Genomic DNA, 17,121 nt, shown 5'->3' with positions numbered 1-17,121 from the left:
TAACTGCTTCCCGGCGGGCCGGGTTGAATTTGGGATTGAATCGTGAACTGCATCGATTGCCCGGCTGGAAGCTCAGGGACCGTTTGTTGAAAGTTCAATAAAGGGTCGCTGACCATAATGTTCGAAAGCTTGCCGGCACCGGTATTGGTGACGGTGATGACGTAGGCGAGCGGTGTTCCCACCGGGCCGGTGACGGAGCTTCCTCCGTTGACGGTCTTCGTGAGCGAGAGTCTAGGCGTGCAGAAGACTTCCGGCAAACAGCCGGTGAACGGCACGTTATGCTCTTCGATGGAACCGGTCGTATTCGTGAGCGAATCCGCTACGATCGTGCCGTCGATATTGCCGAAGCCGGAGGCGCTCCAAGCGGCGAACGGCGCGAGCACGGAGCCTTTGATCGACAGGTTGAGGTTGAACGCGTTCGTCGCCTGAAAGAAGTTCCACATGATGAAAGCGCCGTCTGCCGCTGTGGACTGACCGCCGTTTCTGAAGATGGCGTAGCTGCCGAACCCGACGCTCGTGCCGGTGATATTGACGAGAATCGCAGAGCCGGGAGGCGCAATGATGTTAATGCCGTTCGCAGAGGAAAGGGATACGCCTGAGCCAGCGACGTTGTTCCCGTTGATCGTGAATATGTTCAGCGTGGGGCTGTTCCCTTGCAGAACGATTTGTCCGAAATTGACAAATGCGGTTCCGTTCGGGCTAAGAGTACCCCATGAGGCAGATGCGCAAGTTAAGTATTATTCAGCCGCAGCGAAGTCAACCGGTGTTCCGCGGAAAGGCTGGCCAGAGACGCCGTTATTGTTCGTCATCGTGTATTTAATAATGGTTCCGGTCGGACTGATGACGCTGTTGCCGTTGAAGTTCGTGCCGCCTGTAATATTCATATTGCCGCCAACGATAAGATCGGCTCTTGTCTGTGAGGATGTCAAGGCAACGCCAATCCCGTAGCTGTTGTAGGTCGCATTGCCGCCAACGGCTACACGTCCGCCGGAATCGACGAACGATTGCGTATGATTGCCGAACACGAATACGTTAAAATCATTTGCCGCGCCTAAGTTACCACAAGCCATTTAGAGGTTCGCCTCCTGAAAAATGTCGAAACTTTGTCGAAAATAAACTATTTACAGGCTATGCGGAGGCCTAGCTTCGGATGCTTGTATGAAAACAAAACTGGGTGAAAAAAACATACTTTGTTTAGTAGACAAACAAAGTTTCTTAGTGCTAGAATAGGGTCATAAGAACGTTTACATTATTTTTAGGAGGCAATCATAAATGGCATATTTCAATAACATCGGTAAAATTGCTTACGAAGGCAAAGGATCGGACAATCCACTTGCATTTAAACATTACAACCCAAGCGAAGTCGTACTTGGCAAAACAATGGAAGAGCACCTGCGCTTCGCGGTTGCTTACTGGCATACATTCACTGGCGCTGGCTCCGACCCGTTCGGCGTGGGCACAGCAGTTCGCGGCTGGGATAGCGCTAACGAGATGGACCAAGCGAAACGCCGCGTAGAAGCGAACTTCGAGTTCCTGAGCAAGATCGGCATCCCTTACTACTGCTTCCATGACCGTGACATCGCTCCGGAAGGCGATACGCTTGCTGAAACGAACAAGAACCTCGACGTAATCGTCGATATGCTTGAAGAGAACATGAAAGCAACTGGCGCGAAGCTGCTCTGGAACACAGCAAACATGTTCACAAACCCGCGCTTCGTGCACGGTGCAGCAACAACTTGTAACGCAGACGTTTACGCATACGTTGGCGCACAGCTGAAGAAGAGCCTTGAAGTGGGCAAACGCCTTGGCGCAGAGAACTATGTATTCTGGGGCGGCCGCGAAGGTTATGAGACGCTGCTCAACACGGATATGGCGCTTGAGCTCGACAACCTTGCTCGCCTGTTCGACATGGCGATCGCATACTCGAACGAAATCGGATTCGACGCTCAATTCCTCATCGAGCCGAAGCCGAAAGAGCCAACGAAGCATCAGTATGATTTTGACGCAGCTACAACAATTGCGTTCCTACAGAAGTATGGCTTGAAAGACAAGTTCAAGCTGAATCTTGAAGCGAACCATGCAACGCTTGCAGGCCACACTTTCGAGCACGAAATCCGCGTAGCAGCAATCAACGGCATGCTCGGATCGCTTGATGCGAACCAAGGCGACCTTCTGCTCGGCTGGGATACGGATGAATTCCCAACTGACCTTTACTCGACTACGCTTACTATGTTCGAAGTGCTCAAAGCAGGCGGTATTGGCCGTGGCGGCATTAACTTCGACGCGAAAGTACGCCGTGGCTCGTTCGAAGACCAAGATTTGTTCCTAGCTCACATCGCAGGTATGGACACTTACGCTTGGGGTCTGAAAGCAGCAGCGAAGCTGATCGAAGAGAAAGTGCTCGACAACATCGTGGACAATCGCTACCGCAGCTTCCGCGACGGCATCGGCGCTGAGATCGTAGCAGGCCGCGCAACGCTGGCATCGCTTGAGCAGTACGCACTGCAAAACAACGTCATCAAGAACGAGTCCGGCCGTCAAGAGCGGGTCAAATTGATGCTGAACGAAATCATCTACAGCGTATAGGAGGATCAACCCTGCATGTCCTACGTCATCGGTATTGACCTCGGCACAAGCGCGGTAAAGGTGCTGCTTCTTGACCGAAGCGGCACTGTAACTGCCGAAGCGTCGCGCGACTATCCGCTTTATCATGAACATTCCGGCTGGAGCGAACAATCGCCGGAGGATTGGGTTGCGGGCACGATCGGCGCGATTAGCGAGCTGGTCGGAAGCGCAGGCATTCCGGCTGACGCAATCGAAGGAATCAGCTTCTCCGGCCAAATGCACGGTCTTGTTCTGCTAGACGCAGCAGGGAAGCCGGTACGCAAAGCGATTCTATGGAACGATACGCGCACGACTGCGGAATGCCGCGAGATCGAAGCGCTTGTCGGTGGGGAGCAGCTGCTGACTTTAACGCGCAATCCGGCGCTGGAGGGCTTCACTCTGCCGAAGATTCTATGGGTGCGCAAGCACGAGCCGGAAGTGTTTGCACAGGCGGCTTCGTTCCTGCTGCCGAAGGATTATGTGCGTTATCGGTTAACAGGCGCGCTTCATATGGATTACTCCGATGCGGCTGGTACGCTGCTGCTTGATGTAGCGGGGAAACGCTGGAGCAATGAGGTGCTGGAAGCAGTGAAGCTGCCAGCATCGTTCTGCCCACCGCTTGTCGAGTCGCACGCGATGACAGGCACATTGCTGCCTGAACAGGCAGCGGCTTGCGGCCTTAGCGCAGACACGAAAGTGTTCGCGGGCGGCGCAGACAATGCATGCGGCGCCATCGGCTCGGGCATCCTGCAAGAAGGACTGACGATGTGCAGCATCGGTACGTCCGGCGTTATCCTGTCCTATGAGCAAGGAAGCGGCAATGACTTCCGCGGCAAAGTGCATTTCTTCAATCACGGCAAAGAGGATGCTTTCTATGCAATGGGCGTTACGCTCGCGGCAGGATACAGCCTCAGCTGGTTCAAGAATACATTCGCGAAGGGCGAGTCCTACGATGAGCTGCTTCAAGGCGCAGGCGACGTGAAACCGGGCTCGAATGGTCTGTTGTTCACGCCGTATCTCGTCGGCGAGCGTACGCCTCATCCGGATTCGGTCATTCGCGGCAGCTTCATCGGCATCGACGGCTCTCATGAACGGATTCATTTTGCAAGAGCGGTGATGGAAGGCATTACGTTCTCGCTTAACGAGTCGGTTGATATGTTCAGGCAGGCGGGCAAGACAGTCGATACGATTATCTCGATCGGCGGCGGCGCGCAGAATCCGGTGTGGCTCCAAATGCAAGCAGACATCTTCAATGCAGACGTAGTGGCGCTTGAGAACGAGCAAGGTCCTGGCCTCGGAGCAGCAATGCTCGCGGCATATGGCAGCGGCTGGTTTGAAAGTCTGGACGCTTGCGCGGAGCTGTTCGTGAAGCGCTCCTCCGTGTACAAGCCGAATCCGGCTGCTGTGGATGCGTATGCAGGCTTATTCCGGATTTATCAGGATATCTATGCACAGACTCGCGGCATGAACGCTGCCTTGCAGCCGTACCGCAAATAATTGTTTCATTAATAAAGCAATCCGCCGGCTCCCGTTCAAGGACAGGAGTCGGCGGATTTTTTTTTTTTTTGTCCATTTATGCGACTATTTAATTATTTAAACTTCTGTAAAGGGATGGTAAAATAGACGAGCAACTATGTCGCTAGCACTAGATTGGAAGAAGTTACAAGCGGAAAATATCGGGATTTGTCGATTGGACCGCTGTTTATTGGGGACTGGTCCAAAGTATACTGGTGTTAGTATGACCAGATTATAGCAATCTATTTAACTGATGGCAGAGGCGGAGATCCACGAGATGAAGAAAAAATTGAAGCTAAACAAGAAGCCTGACTTGCAACTGAACCCGATGAATGTGAAGCTCAAAATGACGGTTGGCGCCAAACTAATGCTGTCGTTTATCAGCGTTCTCCTGCTGCTCGTTGCTAATGGTGTAATCAGCTCTATGATGATGTCCAAGATGAACGACAATTCGAAGGTCATTGCGGATAGATGGCTGGCCGGCGTAGAAACAATCAATAATATCAACTACATGGCGGATCATGTGCTCTCCACGCAGTACAAGCTTCTCATTGAGCAGAACGAGAACTTGAAGAAACAATACACAGCAGAAGCAGATGCGATGATTCAGAAAGTGAATGACAGCTTCGCATCGTATAAATCGATTATTAACGATACGGATTCCCAGGATCAAGGGTTGGTTGCCAACCTTGAGACAGCCTGGAAGACTTATGAGAGTACATACAAGAAGACGGTTGAGCTTTCAAAGCAGAACCTCTCGATAGATCAGGTGTCTAATTTCATGAAACAATCGGAGAAGTCGTACATGGCTATTCAAGCCAACATCGACTATCTGGTTCGTAATAACCATAGCGGTGCTGAGGATGCGAGGCAAGTCAACCTTGACATCTATAACCAGTCAAAGCAGATGGTAATGATTGCGCTAGCGGTTGGCGTACTGCTCGTCGTGCTGCTTACCTGGTATGTAAGATCTGCAATCTCGAAGCCGATCAAGCAAGCGGCAACAGTTGTGAACGATATTGCTGGCGGCAATCTGCTCGTCACGATGCCGAAGATTCGCAACAAGGACGAGATTGGCGCGCTATTCGCTTCGCTAAGCGGCATGATCAGTCAGCTGCAGACGGCGATGCGCGGCGTACAGGAAGCATCCGCAGGCATCGCTTCTTCTTCGCAGCAGATGCTCGCGATTTCGGAGCAGAATGCAAGCGCGTCCCAGCAAGCGGCGGAATCCGTGTCGCAAATGGCTGCGGGTACGGAAGTGACGCTGCAGCGCTTCGAGGAAGTAAGCAAGACGACGCAAGATCTCGGCGAAGGCATCAACCGTATTGCGGAGTCGACCTCCGTCGTAGCGAGCTTGTCGGCGGATGCGAGCCGTGAAGCCGCTGTCGGTCTTGAAGCGGTGAAGCAGGCCATGGTGAAGATGACCGGCATTAATGAAACGGTGCAGAAGTCGGTTGAGCAAGTGAATCAGCTGGAGCTGCATACCCGCAATATCGGCATGATCTCGAAGCTGATCGGCGAAGTGTCCAAGCACACGAACTTGCTTGCGCTCAATGCTGCCATTGAAGCAGCTCGCGCAGGAGAGCATGGCCGCGGCTTCGCTGTCGTTGCCGATGAAGTACGCAAGCTCGCGCAGCAAACTTCCGAAGCAGTTGAGGAGATTGAGAACGTCATCCAGCAAGTAACTGACGATACGCTTGTAGCCGTACAGTCAATGAACGCGACTGCGGTTGAAGCTGGCGAAGGTCTGCGCAGCGTACGCGAAGCAGGCGAGTCGTTCGCAGGCATCGCTGCCGCATCGGAGCGGGTATCCGGCCAGGTGCAGGAGGTTGCCGCAGCTTCGGAGCAGATGGCGGCAGGCTCGGAACAGGTGATAAGCAGCATGAAGCACCTGAAGGAAATCGCCAGAGGCAGCGCAGAGACCGCGATGACAGTAGCGGCGACGACTGAGGAGCAGACAGCTTCTGCAGAGCAGATTGCAATCTCTTCGCGCTCACTCAGCGAAATTGCGCAAGGGATGAACGAAGTCGCTTCGAAGTTTAAGCTATAAACGAAGCTATTAGCTGCAATTAAAAACAACCTCCAACCCACCTCGTACGAAGCGGAATTGGAGGTTGTTTTATTGATGCGGTTAGCATGAGTCTTCCGTTATAGTGGACCCCAAATATCGTCTGGCAAGACGCCGAGATGCTCCGCGATGAGATGCGCGGTGAGACGCTGCGGCTTCTTGATTTTGCCATTGCGGATGTTGGAGATGGTCGTTAATGAAATCTGTGTATTCTCGGCGAGCTTCGTAACGGTCATGTTCCGCTTCAGCATGAGCAAGCGAAGCTTGAAGGAAGGAGCGTCGTCCTTCCCATATTCCTCTATATCTATCGTTTGCTTGGCAGACTTTCCGTCCGCGGGAGCAATTGTCTCGATAGTCAGAACGACGATGGCGAAGCAACGGAAAGTACCATTAGGATAGAAAAAAGGTTTAAGCAGTGCATGAGCGTAGAACTGCTCGTCTAGAAGCTGTAATTTAAACCGGAGCGACTCCGGTTCCTGCTTGGTTCGAAGATCATTCAGAAAAGCAAGTACCCGGCTGCGATCTTCTTCGGCGACGAAACTCTGATGCGGCATCGTCGCAATCGTTTGGCGGTCAAGGCGCATCGGCTCATAGTAGCTGCGCATGGATGTAATGGAACCCGTATTCGTCAAGACGAGCGACATTTCTATGCGCTGCTTAATGAAATAATCGTTGATCCACTTATGCTCGGAGCAGTCCCTGAACGTAATCAGATAATAGTCATCTTTTGCGTACATAATCGGCTTTACATGCAATTCAGCGAATATGTGCATATTGCCTGGCATGATCAAGTCGAACTCTGCATGCGCTTCAGGCAGCTTGTCCGAAATCATCTCACACATCCGGTCAATTAGCGGCCATAGCTCGTTCGAAACAGACTCAGGCATATTCATCAGCTTGTTGCCAATGAGCGCTTCCTGCTTGAATCCTGTTACAAGGCAAAAAGATTTCGTGCAATCATGAATATATCTTGAGTTCTGCTGCTTGCGAATAATTAATATCGCATTTGCAGTATTTGCGAACATATCAACCATCATTGTGCATCGCACCCCTGCATGTGTTGTATGCGGGTATTATAACATAACTTTATATAAAGTGAGTGAAAGCCTTCGAGAGGTGGATAAAATATCGAGCATGGAGGAACGCTAGCTAAGAATGGATAATTTTAGCTAAAAGAGGATGTGCACGATATGCAGGATACAGCATTAATGTTTCAATTTGGAGATTCTGGTTCAGCTCTGCTCGCAAGCTCGACCTTGCAAGAGCTCGGTTATGATCCCGTCATTCAGCAAGGATCAAGTGTACATATTCATATTCGAGGCAGCGATCTGACTTCAGCGCTGGAGATCGCGCAGTCACACGGCGGACAATTGGCCGTGCAGTCCTCGATTCCGGATATTGAGCTGACGAACGATGCTTACAATATGGCGAACATTACGATTCCGGCACATGTGGTGAATGAGGATTTGGTCGCTCTAGAGGAAGCGCAGAACGGGTATCAGAACAGGGATCACGACGCGCCGGCTGAGGATGAGTTCTTCCCGGATGACGGTTCGTACGGGTATTTCTCAGGTGACGTACATACTTGATCGAGAAAGAAAAAGGCTGGCAAGCGATACTCCATCGCCTGTCAGCCTTTCTTTATTTCAGCGCGGCATTCGTGCCGGCAGTATAGCCCGTCGTGAACGCTGCGGTAATGTTGTAGCCCCCGGTATACCCGTGAATATCGAGCACTTCGCCGCAGAAGTAGAGCCCATTCTTCAGCTTGGAAGCCATCGTCTTCGGATCAATTTCCTTCAGATTCACGCCTCCGCCAGTGACAAAAGCATCTTCCAGCTTCAATGTCCCATAGGCGCGGAGCGGGAAAGCCTTGATCAGCTTCGCAAGCGCAAGCCAAGCCTGCTTCGGAATATTGTCATAGGTTAGCTGCTCGTCCAGCGCTGCAGCTGCCAGAAGCAGCGGAACCATGCGCTCCGGCAAGTAGCCCTTCAGCACATTTTTGATGGACTTCTTTGATTCGAGTTTGAGCAGTTTCAGCGATTCAGCGTATACCTCGTCAGCGCTTTTGCCAGGGAAGAGGTCGATGGTCAGCAGAACGCTGCCACCGCCAGCCTGCTTCAGCTGCTTCACGACAAACTGGCTGCAGCGCAGAGCTATTGGACCGGATATGCCGAAATGGGTGAAGATCATATCGCCCTCATGCGAGATCAGCTTCTTGCCCTTCGCATTCCAGACCGAGAGGCTCACATCGCGCAGCGACAATCCTTGCAGCTCCTTGCTCGCAATGAACGGCTCGTTCACCGTAATCGGCACCTCGGTCGGGAACAGCTCCGTAATGGTATGCCCCGCCGATTCCGCCCACGGATAGCCGTCGCCGGTCGAGCCGGTATGCGGTACGGATTTGCCGCCAACAGCTATGATGACGCTTCTGCTGGAGATCATTTCTCCGGCTGCGGTCGTTACGCCCAGCACGCTTTGCTCGTTGAAATTCACTCGTTTCACCGGCGTGTTCACGCGAATATCAACGCCTTGCTTGCGCACTTGATTGATGAGGGCGTCAACGACGGTTTTGGCTTTGTCCGAAACGGGGAACATCCGGCCGTTATCCTCTTCTTTCAGCCGAATGCCGAGCTGCTCGAAGAACGCGATAATATCTTTATTGCCGAAATTCGCTAGCGAGCTGTGCAAGAATCTCCCGTTGCCAGGTATATGCTTGATGAGCTCGTCAATGTCCTTGTTATTGGTGACGTTGCAGCGGCCTCCTCCGGAGATGCCAAGCTTACGGCCGAGCTTGTCTCCTTTGTCCAGCAGCAGTACTTTCGCGCCGTTCTTGCTAGCTGCGATGCCCGCCATTAAGCCCGCTGAGCCGCCGCCGATAATAATTACATCATATGTCATTAGGTAATACCCCTTATTGTTGCTTTTTGTAGAAAGGTGCTTCATGCTTCTCTGCCGTTACCTATCATACTATCCAGCTATTTATGCGTCTACTCAGCTATATGAACTAAATCTTCTAATTCGTTACATTGTCAAATAGCGTCACCTGTGCTTTAATCGGGATAACAGTAAAATTTTGCCCTAATAACAGGGGATTTGGAAGGGTGGGATTCTACTTTGTGTGGAAGCTAATGCTCCTGCAATTTCTTGTCGCATTATTGCCAGTCTTCGTCTTCCAGATTTGGTTTGACTACTCAAAGCCACGCAAGAACATCCTGATTCTTATCACTTCTGTATGTGCATCTAGTATGATTATGGCGCTGTGCATCTGCTCGGAGGTTCGGGGCTTCGATCTGGATTACCGCTATGTGCCGATGCTTATTGGTGCCTTATATGGCGGCAGCAGTATTATGTTAATACTAGCCGCAATATTCGCCGCATCGGAATGGGCATTCATGCACGGCAACTGGAGCTGGATAGAAATCGCCGGCGCACTGCTCTTACTGCCTTTGATTTATAAGTATCAGAAAGGCTTTCTGAATTTATCGCAGCGGCGCAAATACACGATTGTTCTGAGCTTGACGGCTGTTGTTCTTATCATCCGGGCTTCCACCTTCATGTACTACTACCATGTGAAGCATCCTCAGCTTACTTCTTCCGAAATCACTCACCTTATTCTTCATGAGCTTGCTTACTTCTTAGTTATGTGGCTGTTTGTTGTTTTCTCGGAAAGTCTGCTGCAAAGAGAGAGAATCGCTCACCAGCTCAAAGGCGTCACGAATAATTACCGCATTGAAGTGCAGAAGCTGCAGCAGTTTATCGACGAGACACCGCTTGGCGTTATTTTCGTCGATTCGTACGGCGTCATTACCCATATTAATGAGATGGCGATTCATCTGCTTCGGGATAAAGTCGTCGGCAAAATGCGCCATGAACTGCTCGGTCAGCATTTTACGATTATGTACGATCATATTGAGAAGGATGTGCTCGGGCGGCTTCTGCATCAAGCGCTTAATGGGCATAAGCTATCGACGGAATATGTGCAGGAACAGGGTAAAATCTACCTCAACTCCGGCATCTGTGTTCGCGATATTCAAAATAATGAAATTATCGGCGCGGCCATCATCGCGCACGACATTACGGAGCTGAACCGACTGCGGGCGGAGCTTGGGCGGATGGAACGACTCAGCCTTGTCGGGCAGATGGCAGCCAGCATTACGCATGAAATTCGGAACCCAATGGCGGTAATTCGCGGCTTTGTTCAGCTGATGAAAGAGCGCAGCCCCGGCGATCAGCAGCAATATTACCGGATTGTCATGGATGAGCTCGACCGCGCGAACAGCATTATTAATGACTTTCTGTCGCTTGCTCAGAACCGGATCGTCGAGAAGGAGAAATGCTCGCTCCATGTCATTATTAACGATATTATGCCGCTCTTGATAGCCGATGCGAATATGCGAGGGCAATCTATAGAGCTGCAGCTGGATGATCGAATTCCATCTCTAATGCTGAATGAGAAAGAGATGAAGCAGCTCATCTTGAATTTGGCGCGAAACGGAATGGAGGCAATGGATCAGCACGGTGTGCTTCGGCTGGAAACGACGGCGTATCCGGATTATGTGGAGCTGCGTGTGACGGACAATGGCAGCGGCATTCCAGCGGAGAAGCTGGAGCGATTGTTCGAACCGTTCTTCACGACCAAGACTCGTGGAACTGGCCTGGGGCTTCCGCTGTGCCTCAGCATCGTTGAGCGGCATGGCGGCGAAATCGCTGTCGACTCGAAGGAAGGGGGCGGCACGACGTTCAAAGTGAAATTTGATCGGAACCGGAATTACTACGGAGCGTCGACTGCAACTGCCGTTGCTGCTGGGGTGCATCTTGCATAGAAGGAGCGTATGCTATTGCCGGAAGTTATTGCTTTAGGACCGCTGCGGCTTGATGCCGTGTTGCTTGCTGCACTTATAGCGGGAGCTGCCGGATTGATCGCGATCAAATTAAAGCTGACAGGAACGGAGCGGTCCGAGCTGTGGGGGCAGTTGTATGTGAATGCCGCGATCATTACGCTGCTCTGTTGGAAGCTGTTGTTTCTGCTGCGTGAGCCCTCGATGTTGTGGGAGCGGCCAAGCTCGCTTGTGATCGTGCGCGGCAGCGGATTTGATGCGATGATCGGCTTTTTTGCCGCATTCATCTATATCGTTTATGTTCGATACCGCAGGCGAATACCTAGTCTGGTGATGCTGGATACGTGGCCTTTTGCGCTTATTCCCGCTTGCCTGGTATGGACGTTGTTAACGGATATGCGGTATGGAATGGGGTATGCGGTTCTTTATGCGCTCGTGTATGCTGTCATGCTGCGGGTCGATGCAGAGGCAGGGACCGGAAGACTCGCTGCCATAGCATTGTTAGGTTCTGGCCTTGGTGGCTTGCTAGTGAGTCTGTTTGCCCCGTATGCACCTGGTGTTGTACCGGAATTGACGCTTGGTCTAACCCGTCTACAGTTGCTTTTTGCAGGATGCGGTCTGGTCGGTGCGCTCTTGCCTTTATCTGAACCCGCAAGGGATAAGGATGAGCATAAGGAAAAGGAGAGCCGCACATACTAGGCTTGGAAGGGGGTGCCAGCAATGGTAGACAAACAGGGGTCACGCGGAAAAGCAGCAGCTAGCAAGAGTCAGCGTGGCAATGGAAAAGCACCGGAATCAGACGGTTACGATAAGAAATTAGATGGCCCCAATCGCCCTTCAACCTAAGGAGGATGGATGGGGATGAGCAGTCAAAATAGAAGCGGCAGCGCTGGCAGCGACGAAGGCGGACAGGGTAATGGTTTGCGAGATGACCCTGCGCTTGATCCATATGAGATCAATTTCTTGCCTGGCTTTCGGCAAGGCCGGGGACCGAGTGCGCCGTTCGTGAATGAACTCGGCGTCACCATTGGCGATCATCAATATGAATCGCCGGAATCGCCACTTAGCCAGTGGACGGAAGAGACCGATCCCGCCGTCATGGCAGGTGATCAATGGGTGCATCCGTTCAAAGACATCGGCTTTATGACGAGCGAGAACCGGGAATATTTTGAGCAGGGGATCGCGCCTCAGAGCGGCATCTTCATGCATCCCGACAAAAACGCAGCGATGGGCATTGAAGAGGGCGAAAGCCCCGTGAATGGTGAGCAATCCGGCAATTGAGGGAGCAATCGGGCGATAGCCTGGTTGCTTTTTCTTTGCTTTCATTTTCCGCGAGGCGTATAATAGAAAGAAAATGAACTCATAAGGAGCGATTACACATGTCGATGTCTTTTGAACGATACATGCTTGATATGGTACAGCCGATGCGCGATGATCTTACACGTCTAGGAATTGAGGAGCTCCGCACACCTGAAGATGTTGAGGCAAAGGTGCCTAACGCAAAAGGAACTGCGCTTATAGTTGTTAACTCCGTTTGCGGCTGTGCTGCTGGCCAATGCCGTCCGGGCGTAGCGCAAGCGCTGCAGAATGACCTGACACCAGACCACCTGTATACCGTATTCGCAGGTCAAGACAAAGAAGCTACAGCTAAGGCTCGCGAATATTTCGCACCTTACCCGCCATCTTCGCCTTCCATCGCACTGATGAAGGATGGAGAGCTGGTACACTTTATCGAGCGCCATCAAATTGAGAACCGTTCAGCTGCTGATATCGCTGCAGATTTGACTTCTGCCTTTGAACGCTTCTGCCGTTAAGAGGTGAATTGCTTACGATGAGTCTACAAGGGGAAATCATCAAGCAATTAGGCGTTAAACCAGAGATTGACCCGGCAGCGGAAGTTCGCCAGCGGGTAGATTTCTTGAAAGAGTATGTGCTGAAGTCGGGTACGACTGGGCTGCTCATCGCTATTAGCGGCGGTGTGGACAGCGCGGTTGCGACGGGGCTATGCAAGAAAGCAACCGATGAGTTGTCCGCCGAGACGGGCAAGGAATATATAACGCTTGGCGTGTTCCAGCCTTATGGCGAGCAAGTCGATATTGCAGACAGCTACGCGGTAGCTGATGCACTGGGCCTTACGCACCGCGTCGAGACGAACATTCAAGAAGCGGTCGATGAGATTGCGATTGAGGCTGAGCATAGCCTCAAGGCAATCGGCATCTCGCGGCATCTCAGCCGCGGCGGCAAAGGCAATGTGAAGGCCCGCACGCGGATGGTGACGCAGTACGCGCTCGCATTCGAGCTGAACCTGCTCGTTGTCGGTACTGACCATGCGTCCGAAGCCATTACCGGCTTCTACACGAAGTGGGGCGACGGCGCGGTCGACATCACGCCGCTTAGCACGCTGAACAAGCGGCAGGTTCGCCAGCTGGCGGCCGAGCTCGGTGTGCCGGAGACGGTCATCACGAAGGCGCCGACCGCTGGCCTATGGGAAGGTCAAACCGACGAGAAGGAGCTGGGCATCACATACGATGAGAACAGCGACTACCTCGAAGGCAAGCAAGTGAGCGACGCCGCTCGCGAGAAGCTCGAGAAGCAGTTCGTGCGCACGGCGCACAAGCGGGATCCGATCCCTGGGATTTAAAGCATTTGTATGTGTGGTTGACCCCCTCTGGCTGAGCTGGAGGGTTTTTTTGCGTCGCAATGCACCCACGAACTGATTTTCTGTCGCTGAGAGAGCATATACGTGCTATCAGCATTGAAATGCGCCGAAAGTGGGCTGAGAGATTCATATGTGCTCTCAGCGCTGCAGCCCACCAATCTTTCTAATCTTTTGTTGCTGAGAGAACACATACGTGCTTTCAGCATCCGAAAGACGCAAAAAGCTAGCTGAGAGATCCAATATGATCTCTCAGTTCCGTAGCCCAAGTAAAGTCGGGGATTGAGAGTGCTGAGAGATCAAATACGATCTCTCAGCGTCAGAATCGTGCCAAAAGCTAGCTGAGAGATCCAATATGATCTCTCAGAGCCGTAACCCAGGTAAAATCGGGGATTGAGAGTGCTGAGAGATCAAATACGATCTCTCAGCGTCAGAATCGCGCCAAAAGTTGGCTGATAGATCGAATATGATCTCTCAGCGTCGCAGCCCAGGTAAAGTCGGAGATTGAGAGGGCTGAAAGATCAAATACGATCTCTCAGCGTCAGAATCGCGCCAAAAGTTGGCTGAGAGATCCAATATGATCTCTCAGAGCCGTAACCCAGGTAAAGTCGGGGATTGAGAGTGCTGAGAGATCAAATACGATCTCTCAGCGTCAGAATCGTGCCAAAAGTTGGCTGAGAGATCCAATATGATCTCTCAGCGTCGCAGCCTAAGCATATACGAGCACACAGCAGCAACGAAATTAGTTTAGTTCACGACTAACATTGTAACAACGGATTTTCAGAGTACCTTTGCCAGCAGGGAGCAACTTTTTCTTAGAGCTCATCCGATGTAGCGCCTCGTAGGCATCTTTTCTAGCAAGCTGCAGCAGCTCCATCACATCGCGCGGACGGATAGGTCGGTCGAGGCGCAAAGCAAGGCGGAGGATCTCGGCTTCGACGAGTTCGTCGACACTACTGGTCGAAGATCGATTGCCTCCGAGCCAGCGGCCCATGAATTGCTGCAAAGTTTGTTCGCACATCCGTGGTCGTTCGCTCACATCGTCGTAGGAGAAGCGGAGGATCTGCCATCCGTCGATGATGAGATGATACTGGCGCATAAGCGAGTCGGAGAACTGCCAGCGGCTGGCTTTGGCAGCGTGGGGGCCGTAGCCATCGATCTCGATCGCCAGTTTGATTGGTGACTGAATGTATGCAAAATCCAAGTAACTCGAGCCGTCTTTGAAGTCTGCCACCTCGTGCTCTGCTTGAAGATGCTCGAAGCTTCGGAAAGCGGTATACCACACCTGCTGCAAAAATAATTTCTCCGCATGCCCATGTCCTTCTTCGAGCCGATGCCGTCTATCACCTTGAGCGCGAATTCGTTGCCACTCGAACCATTGCTGATAGGCCATCTGAAAGTTCATACCGACTACTCTCCTTCACTAGAAAAATAAAAAAACCGCTCTCTCTGGAACACTTCGTGTCCAGAGAGAGCGGTGTGTGCTTCACAACCGTTTGAATTGATTTAACAATATCATAGCTCCTGAGAATTGAAAAGGAGTTGGTCTGTCGAACTGAAGAGAGAAGGAAATGGTCTGACTGATAGCTGGGAGAAGGAAGTAGGCAAAACCGTCTGATTGATGAATGCTGGGGGCGGACTGGGATGGTGGTAGTAGTACGTTGTGGATTCGAAAGCGCCTCAAGTTAAGGGATGTAGCGGAATAGAGCCTGAATAGTACCGTAGTAAAGCCTGACTGCAGTCTGACTAAAGCCTTGCTAGACTGAAATACTGGAAACTCCCCGCACAAGTGATATGATAGACATAGATTAGCATCTCAGGCATGTGACCCGCATGAAACCTCACGGGAGAGGAAATGAATGATGATGGATGGAGCGGTTTGGAAGCATCGCAATCCTTTGGTTCACACACGCAAAGCACTCGAAGAGGGGCAGCTGACAGTTGGATTTATTGGCGGCTCGATTACGGACGCACGGCCGAGGCATAATTGGCCGGAGCCGGTCATTGCTTGGCTCGTGGAGCAATACCCGCAGGCGCGCATCGTTGTCGAAAATGCCGCGATCGGCGCGACGGGCAGCGAGCTTGCCGTGTTCCGGGCGAAGCGGGATTTGATCGACCGCGGCTGCCAGCTCGTGTTTATCGACTATGCGGTGAACGACTCTGGTGAACCTACGAACAAGCGGCAGCGCACACGCGAAGGGCTAGTCCGCAAGCTGCTCGAAGACGGTAGCCGGGACGTCGTGTTCACGCACACATTCATGCAGAGCATGTATGCGGCGATGAGCGAGGGCGGCGTGCCGGACACGATTGCAGAGCTGGAAACTCTCGCTGATCACTATGGCATCGGTTCGATCTGGATGGGCCTGCATGCATTGGAGGAAGTTCGCAAGGGCCGCATGCGCTGGGAGGAATGGCTGCCGGACGGCCTGCATCCGACCCATCGCGGCAGCTTGAGCTATGCGCAGAGCGTCATTGCTTTTCTCGAGAAGGAGCTGTACAATCACCACAATCAGCGACTCCATCCAGAGGTGCAGCCTCCGAACTTCCAAGACTCCCTGCAGCAACAGCAGCTACCCGAGCCGCTGCACCCGCATCACTGGGGTGATGCCGAATTGCTGCCTCTCACCGAGGTGCGAACGGAAGGCCCATGGGTCCTCAGACGCTGGCCATTCTACGAGTGGATCAATCAGGTGCTGGATACGGCTGCGGTAGGGGCGAGGCTTGCTTTTTCGTTCGAGGGGCGGGGACTGTCGCTTGGGTTTGATTTTGGCAAAACATCATCAGAATTTCGTTATCGAATCGACGGAGGCGACTGGGTCACGACCTCGCGCGAGCGTCCGGACTGGTGCGGCGACGAAGGTTGGTACCGCGATTGCTTCTTAGGCGACGAGCTGGCAGCGGGCACACATCAGTTTGAACTGGAAGTCATACACGGAGACCGAGCGGAATGCCGGGGAACGAATTTCCGATTAGCGCATATTGGCGTCATTCGATAGATAAGGCGGTTGAACGCGGAAGTGATTATAGGCATCGGACATGACATCTCGTCGATCGATCGAATGGAGAAGCTCCTCCAAGGCGAGACAGGCAACAAATTTATTAGCAGAATATTGACCGGGCGGGAACAGGAGCTTGCAGCACAAACGAGCGGGGGAAGACGAGTGGAGTTTGTGTCGGGCCGCTTTGCTGCGAAAGAAGCGGTATCCAAAGCGTTCGGCTGCGGCATCGGCAGCACGCTCGGATTTCAAGACATTGAGATCGACCGGCACAGCAGCGGCCGACCGATCTGCCGCTTAAGCGAGGGCGCGTGGTCACGGCTTGGCCTGAGCGCGGAACAAACACGGATTCACGTCTCTATCTCCCACGACCATTCGCTCGCTTCCGCTTATGTAATCGCAGAGCAAGCATAACAAGCGTAAGGCTGCTGCGTAATGAAAACG

General features: G+C 52.3%; 15 protein-coding genes and 1 pseudogene. 12 read left to right on the top strand and 4 right to left on the bottom strand.

The genetic code is table 11. The features are described from left to right. Positions 1-59 precede the first annotated feature (59 nt). A pseudogene (locus AC0LWF_RS07480) lies at positions 60-1,070 on the bottom strand (choice-of-anchor A family protein); the annotation flags it as partial. A gap of 202 nt (positions 1,071-1,272) precedes the next feature. On the opposite strand from AC0LWF_RS07480, the gene xylA reads away from it, so the two are divergent. The 3 genes from xylA to AC0LWF_RS07465 all read left to right on the top strand — a co-directional run bounded on the left by xylA (position 1,273) and on the right by AC0LWF_RS07465 (position 6,169). After that, the gene (gene xylA, locus AC0LWF_RS07475; RefSeq protein WP_474650921.1) at positions 1,273-2,586 is read left to right on the top strand and encodes a xylose isomerase; all 1,314 of its coding nucleotides are present in this window, start codon (positions 1,273-1,275) and stop codon (positions 2,584-2,586) included. Between the two features lie 15 nt (positions 2,587-2,601). Then, entirely contained in the window at positions 2,602-4,101 is a 1,500-nt protein-coding gene (gene xylB, locus AC0LWF_RS07470) for a xylulokinase (RefSeq protein ID WP_474650920.1), read from the top strand. Between the two features lie 295 nt (positions 4,102-4,396). Continuing rightward, the gene (locus AC0LWF_RS07465) at positions 4,397-6,169 is read left to right on the top strand and encodes a methyl-accepting chemotaxis protein (RefSeq protein ID WP_474650919.1); all 1,773 of its coding nucleotides are present in this window, start codon (positions 4,397-4,399) and stop codon (positions 6,167-6,169) included. 98 nt (positions 6,170-6,267) lie between these two features. Here AC0LWF_RS07465 and AC0LWF_RS07460 read toward each other — a convergent pair whose 3' ends face one another. After that, positions 6,268-7,224 carry a helix-turn-helix domain-containing protein gene (locus AC0LWF_RS07460; protein WP_474650918.1) on the bottom strand — a complete coding sequence of 319 codons (957 nt, stop codon included), beginning with the start codon at positions 7,222-7,224 and terminating at the stop codon, positions 6,268-6,270. Positions 7,225-7,395: 171 nt separating this feature from the next. On the opposite strand from AC0LWF_RS07460, the gene AC0LWF_RS07455 reads away from it, so the two are divergent. Continuing rightward, positions 7,396-7,776 (top strand): hypothetical protein, encoded by a 381-nt coding sequence (locus tag AC0LWF_RS07455; RefSeq protein ID WP_474650917.1) that lies wholly within the window; start codon positions 7,396-7,398, stop codon positions 7,774-7,776. 52 nt (positions 7,777-7,828) lie between these two features. Here AC0LWF_RS07455 and AC0LWF_RS07450 read toward each other — a convergent pair whose 3' ends face one another. Beyond that, positions 7,829-9,085: a BaiN/RdsA family NAD(P)/FAD-dependent oxidoreductase gene (locus tag AC0LWF_RS07450; protein WP_474650916.1), complete on the bottom strand. Its 1,257-nt coding sequence runs from the start codon at positions 9,083-9,085 to the stop codon at positions 7,829-7,831. Positions 9,086-9,303: 218 nt separating this feature from the next. On the opposite strand from AC0LWF_RS07450, the gene AC0LWF_RS07445 reads away from it, so the two are divergent. From AC0LWF_RS07445 to nadE, 6 genes are all read left to right on the top strand, one after another. Next, complete coding sequence (locus AC0LWF_RS07445; RefSeq protein ID WP_474650915.1) at positions 9,304-11,010, top strand: ATP-binding protein; 1,707 nt, start codon at positions 9,304-9,306, stop codon at positions 11,008-11,010. A gap of 15 nt (positions 11,011-11,025) precedes the next feature. After that, positions 11,026-11,724, top strand: a complete 699-nt coding sequence (locus AC0LWF_RS07440; RefSeq protein WP_474650914.1) for a hypothetical protein — start codon at positions 11,026-11,028, stop codon at positions 11,722-11,724. Between the two features lie 21 nt (positions 11,725-11,745). Next, positions 11,746-11,871: an acid-soluble spore protein SspM gene (locus tag AC0LWF_RS28010; RefSeq protein ID WP_488656650.1), complete on the top strand. Its 126-nt coding sequence runs from the start codon at positions 11,746-11,748 to the stop codon at positions 11,869-11,871. A gap of 15 nt (positions 11,872-11,886) precedes the next feature. Beyond that, the gene (locus tag AC0LWF_RS07435) at positions 11,887-12,306 is read left to right on the top strand and encodes a DUF3905 domain-containing protein (RefSeq protein WP_474650913.1); all 420 of its coding nucleotides are present in this window, start codon (positions 11,887-11,889) and stop codon (positions 12,304-12,306) included. Between the two features lie 98 nt (positions 12,307-12,404). Beyond that, complete coding sequence (locus tag AC0LWF_RS07430; protein WP_474650912.1) at positions 12,405-12,839, top strand: BrxA/BrxB family bacilliredoxin; 435 nt, start codon at positions 12,405-12,407, stop codon at positions 12,837-12,839. Between the two features lie 17 nt (positions 12,840-12,856). Beyond that, positions 12,857-13,666, top strand: a complete 810-nt coding sequence (gene nadE / locus AC0LWF_RS07425; RefSeq protein ID WP_474650911.1) for an NAD(+) synthase — start codon at positions 12,857-12,859, stop codon at positions 13,664-13,666. Positions 13,667-14,423: 757 nt separating this feature from the next. On the opposite strand, the gene AC0LWF_RS07420 is transcribed toward nadE, so the two are convergent. After that, positions 14,424-15,086, bottom strand: coding sequence for a DNA-binding response regulator (locus AC0LWF_RS07420; protein WP_474650910.1), 663 nt, complete (start codon positions 15,084-15,086; stop codon positions 14,424-14,426). 454 nt (positions 15,087-15,540) lie between these two features. On the opposite strand from AC0LWF_RS07420, the gene AC0LWF_RS07415 reads away from it, so the two are divergent. After that, positions 15,541-16,677, top strand: coding sequence for an SGNH/GDSL hydrolase family protein (locus AC0LWF_RS07415; protein WP_474650909.1), 1,137 nt, complete (start codon positions 15,541-15,543; stop codon positions 16,675-16,677). A 21-nt stretch (positions 16,678-16,698) separates the two neighbouring features. After that, the gene (acpS, locus tag AC0LWF_RS07410; RefSeq protein WP_474650908.1) at positions 16,699-17,091 is read left to right on the top strand and encodes a holo-ACP synthase; all 393 of its coding nucleotides are present in this window, start codon (positions 16,699-16,701) and stop codon (positions 17,089-17,091) included. Positions 17,092-17,121 lie beyond the last annotated feature (30 nt).

Source organism: Paenibacillus sp. sgz302114 (assembly GCF_056120345.1).
The sequence above is the reverse complement of the archived record's forward strand: the minus strand, read 5'-3'. Positions and strand labels throughout refer to the sequence as shown.

Excerpts from the sequence above, each read along its gene's own strand:
- xylA (WP_474650921.1), top strand. The coding sequence starts at position 1,273 with ATGGCATATTTCAATAACATCGGTAAAATTGCTTACGAAGGCAAAGGA.
- xylB (WP_474650920.1), top strand. The coding sequence starts at position 2,602 with ATGTCCTACGTCATCGGTATTGACCTCGGCACAAGCGCGGTAAAGGTG.
- AC0LWF_RS07465 (WP_474650919.1), top strand. The coding sequence starts at position 4,397 with ATGAAGAAAAAATTGAAGCTAAACAAGAAGCCTGACTTGCAACTGAAC.
- AC0LWF_RS07460 (WP_474650918.1), bottom strand. The coding sequence starts at position 7,224 with ATGATGGTTGATATGTTCGCAAATACTGCAAATGCGATATTAATTATT.
- AC0LWF_RS07455 (WP_474650917.1), top strand. The coding sequence starts at position 7,396 with ATGTTTCAATTTGGAGATTCTGGTTCAGCTCTGCTCGCAAGCTCGACC.
- AC0LWF_RS07450 (WP_474650916.1), bottom strand. The coding sequence starts at position 9,085 with ATGACATATGATGTAATTATTATCGGCGGCGGCTCAGCGGGCTTAATG.
- AC0LWF_RS28010 (WP_488656650.1), top strand. The coding sequence starts at position 11,746 with ATGGTAGACAAACAGGGGTCACGCGGAAAAGCAGCAGCTAGCAAGAGT.
- AC0LWF_RS07435 (WP_474650913.1), top strand. The coding sequence starts at position 11,887 with ATGAGCAGTCAAAATAGAAGCGGCAGCGCTGGCAGCGACGAAGGCGGA.
- AC0LWF_RS07430 (WP_474650912.1), top strand. The coding sequence starts at position 12,405 with ATGTCGATGTCTTTTGAACGATACATGCTTGATATGGTACAGCCGATG.
- nadE (WP_474650911.1), top strand. The coding sequence starts at position 12,857 with ATGAGTCTACAAGGGGAAATCATCAAGCAATTAGGCGTTAAACCAGAG.
- AC0LWF_RS07420 (WP_474650910.1), bottom strand. The coding sequence starts at position 15,086 with ATGAACTTTCAGATGGCCTATCAGCAATGGTTCGAGTGGCAACGAATT.
- AC0LWF_RS07415 (WP_474650909.1), top strand. The coding sequence starts at position 15,541 with ATGATGATGGATGGAGCGGTTTGGAAGCATCGCAATCCTTTGGTTCAC.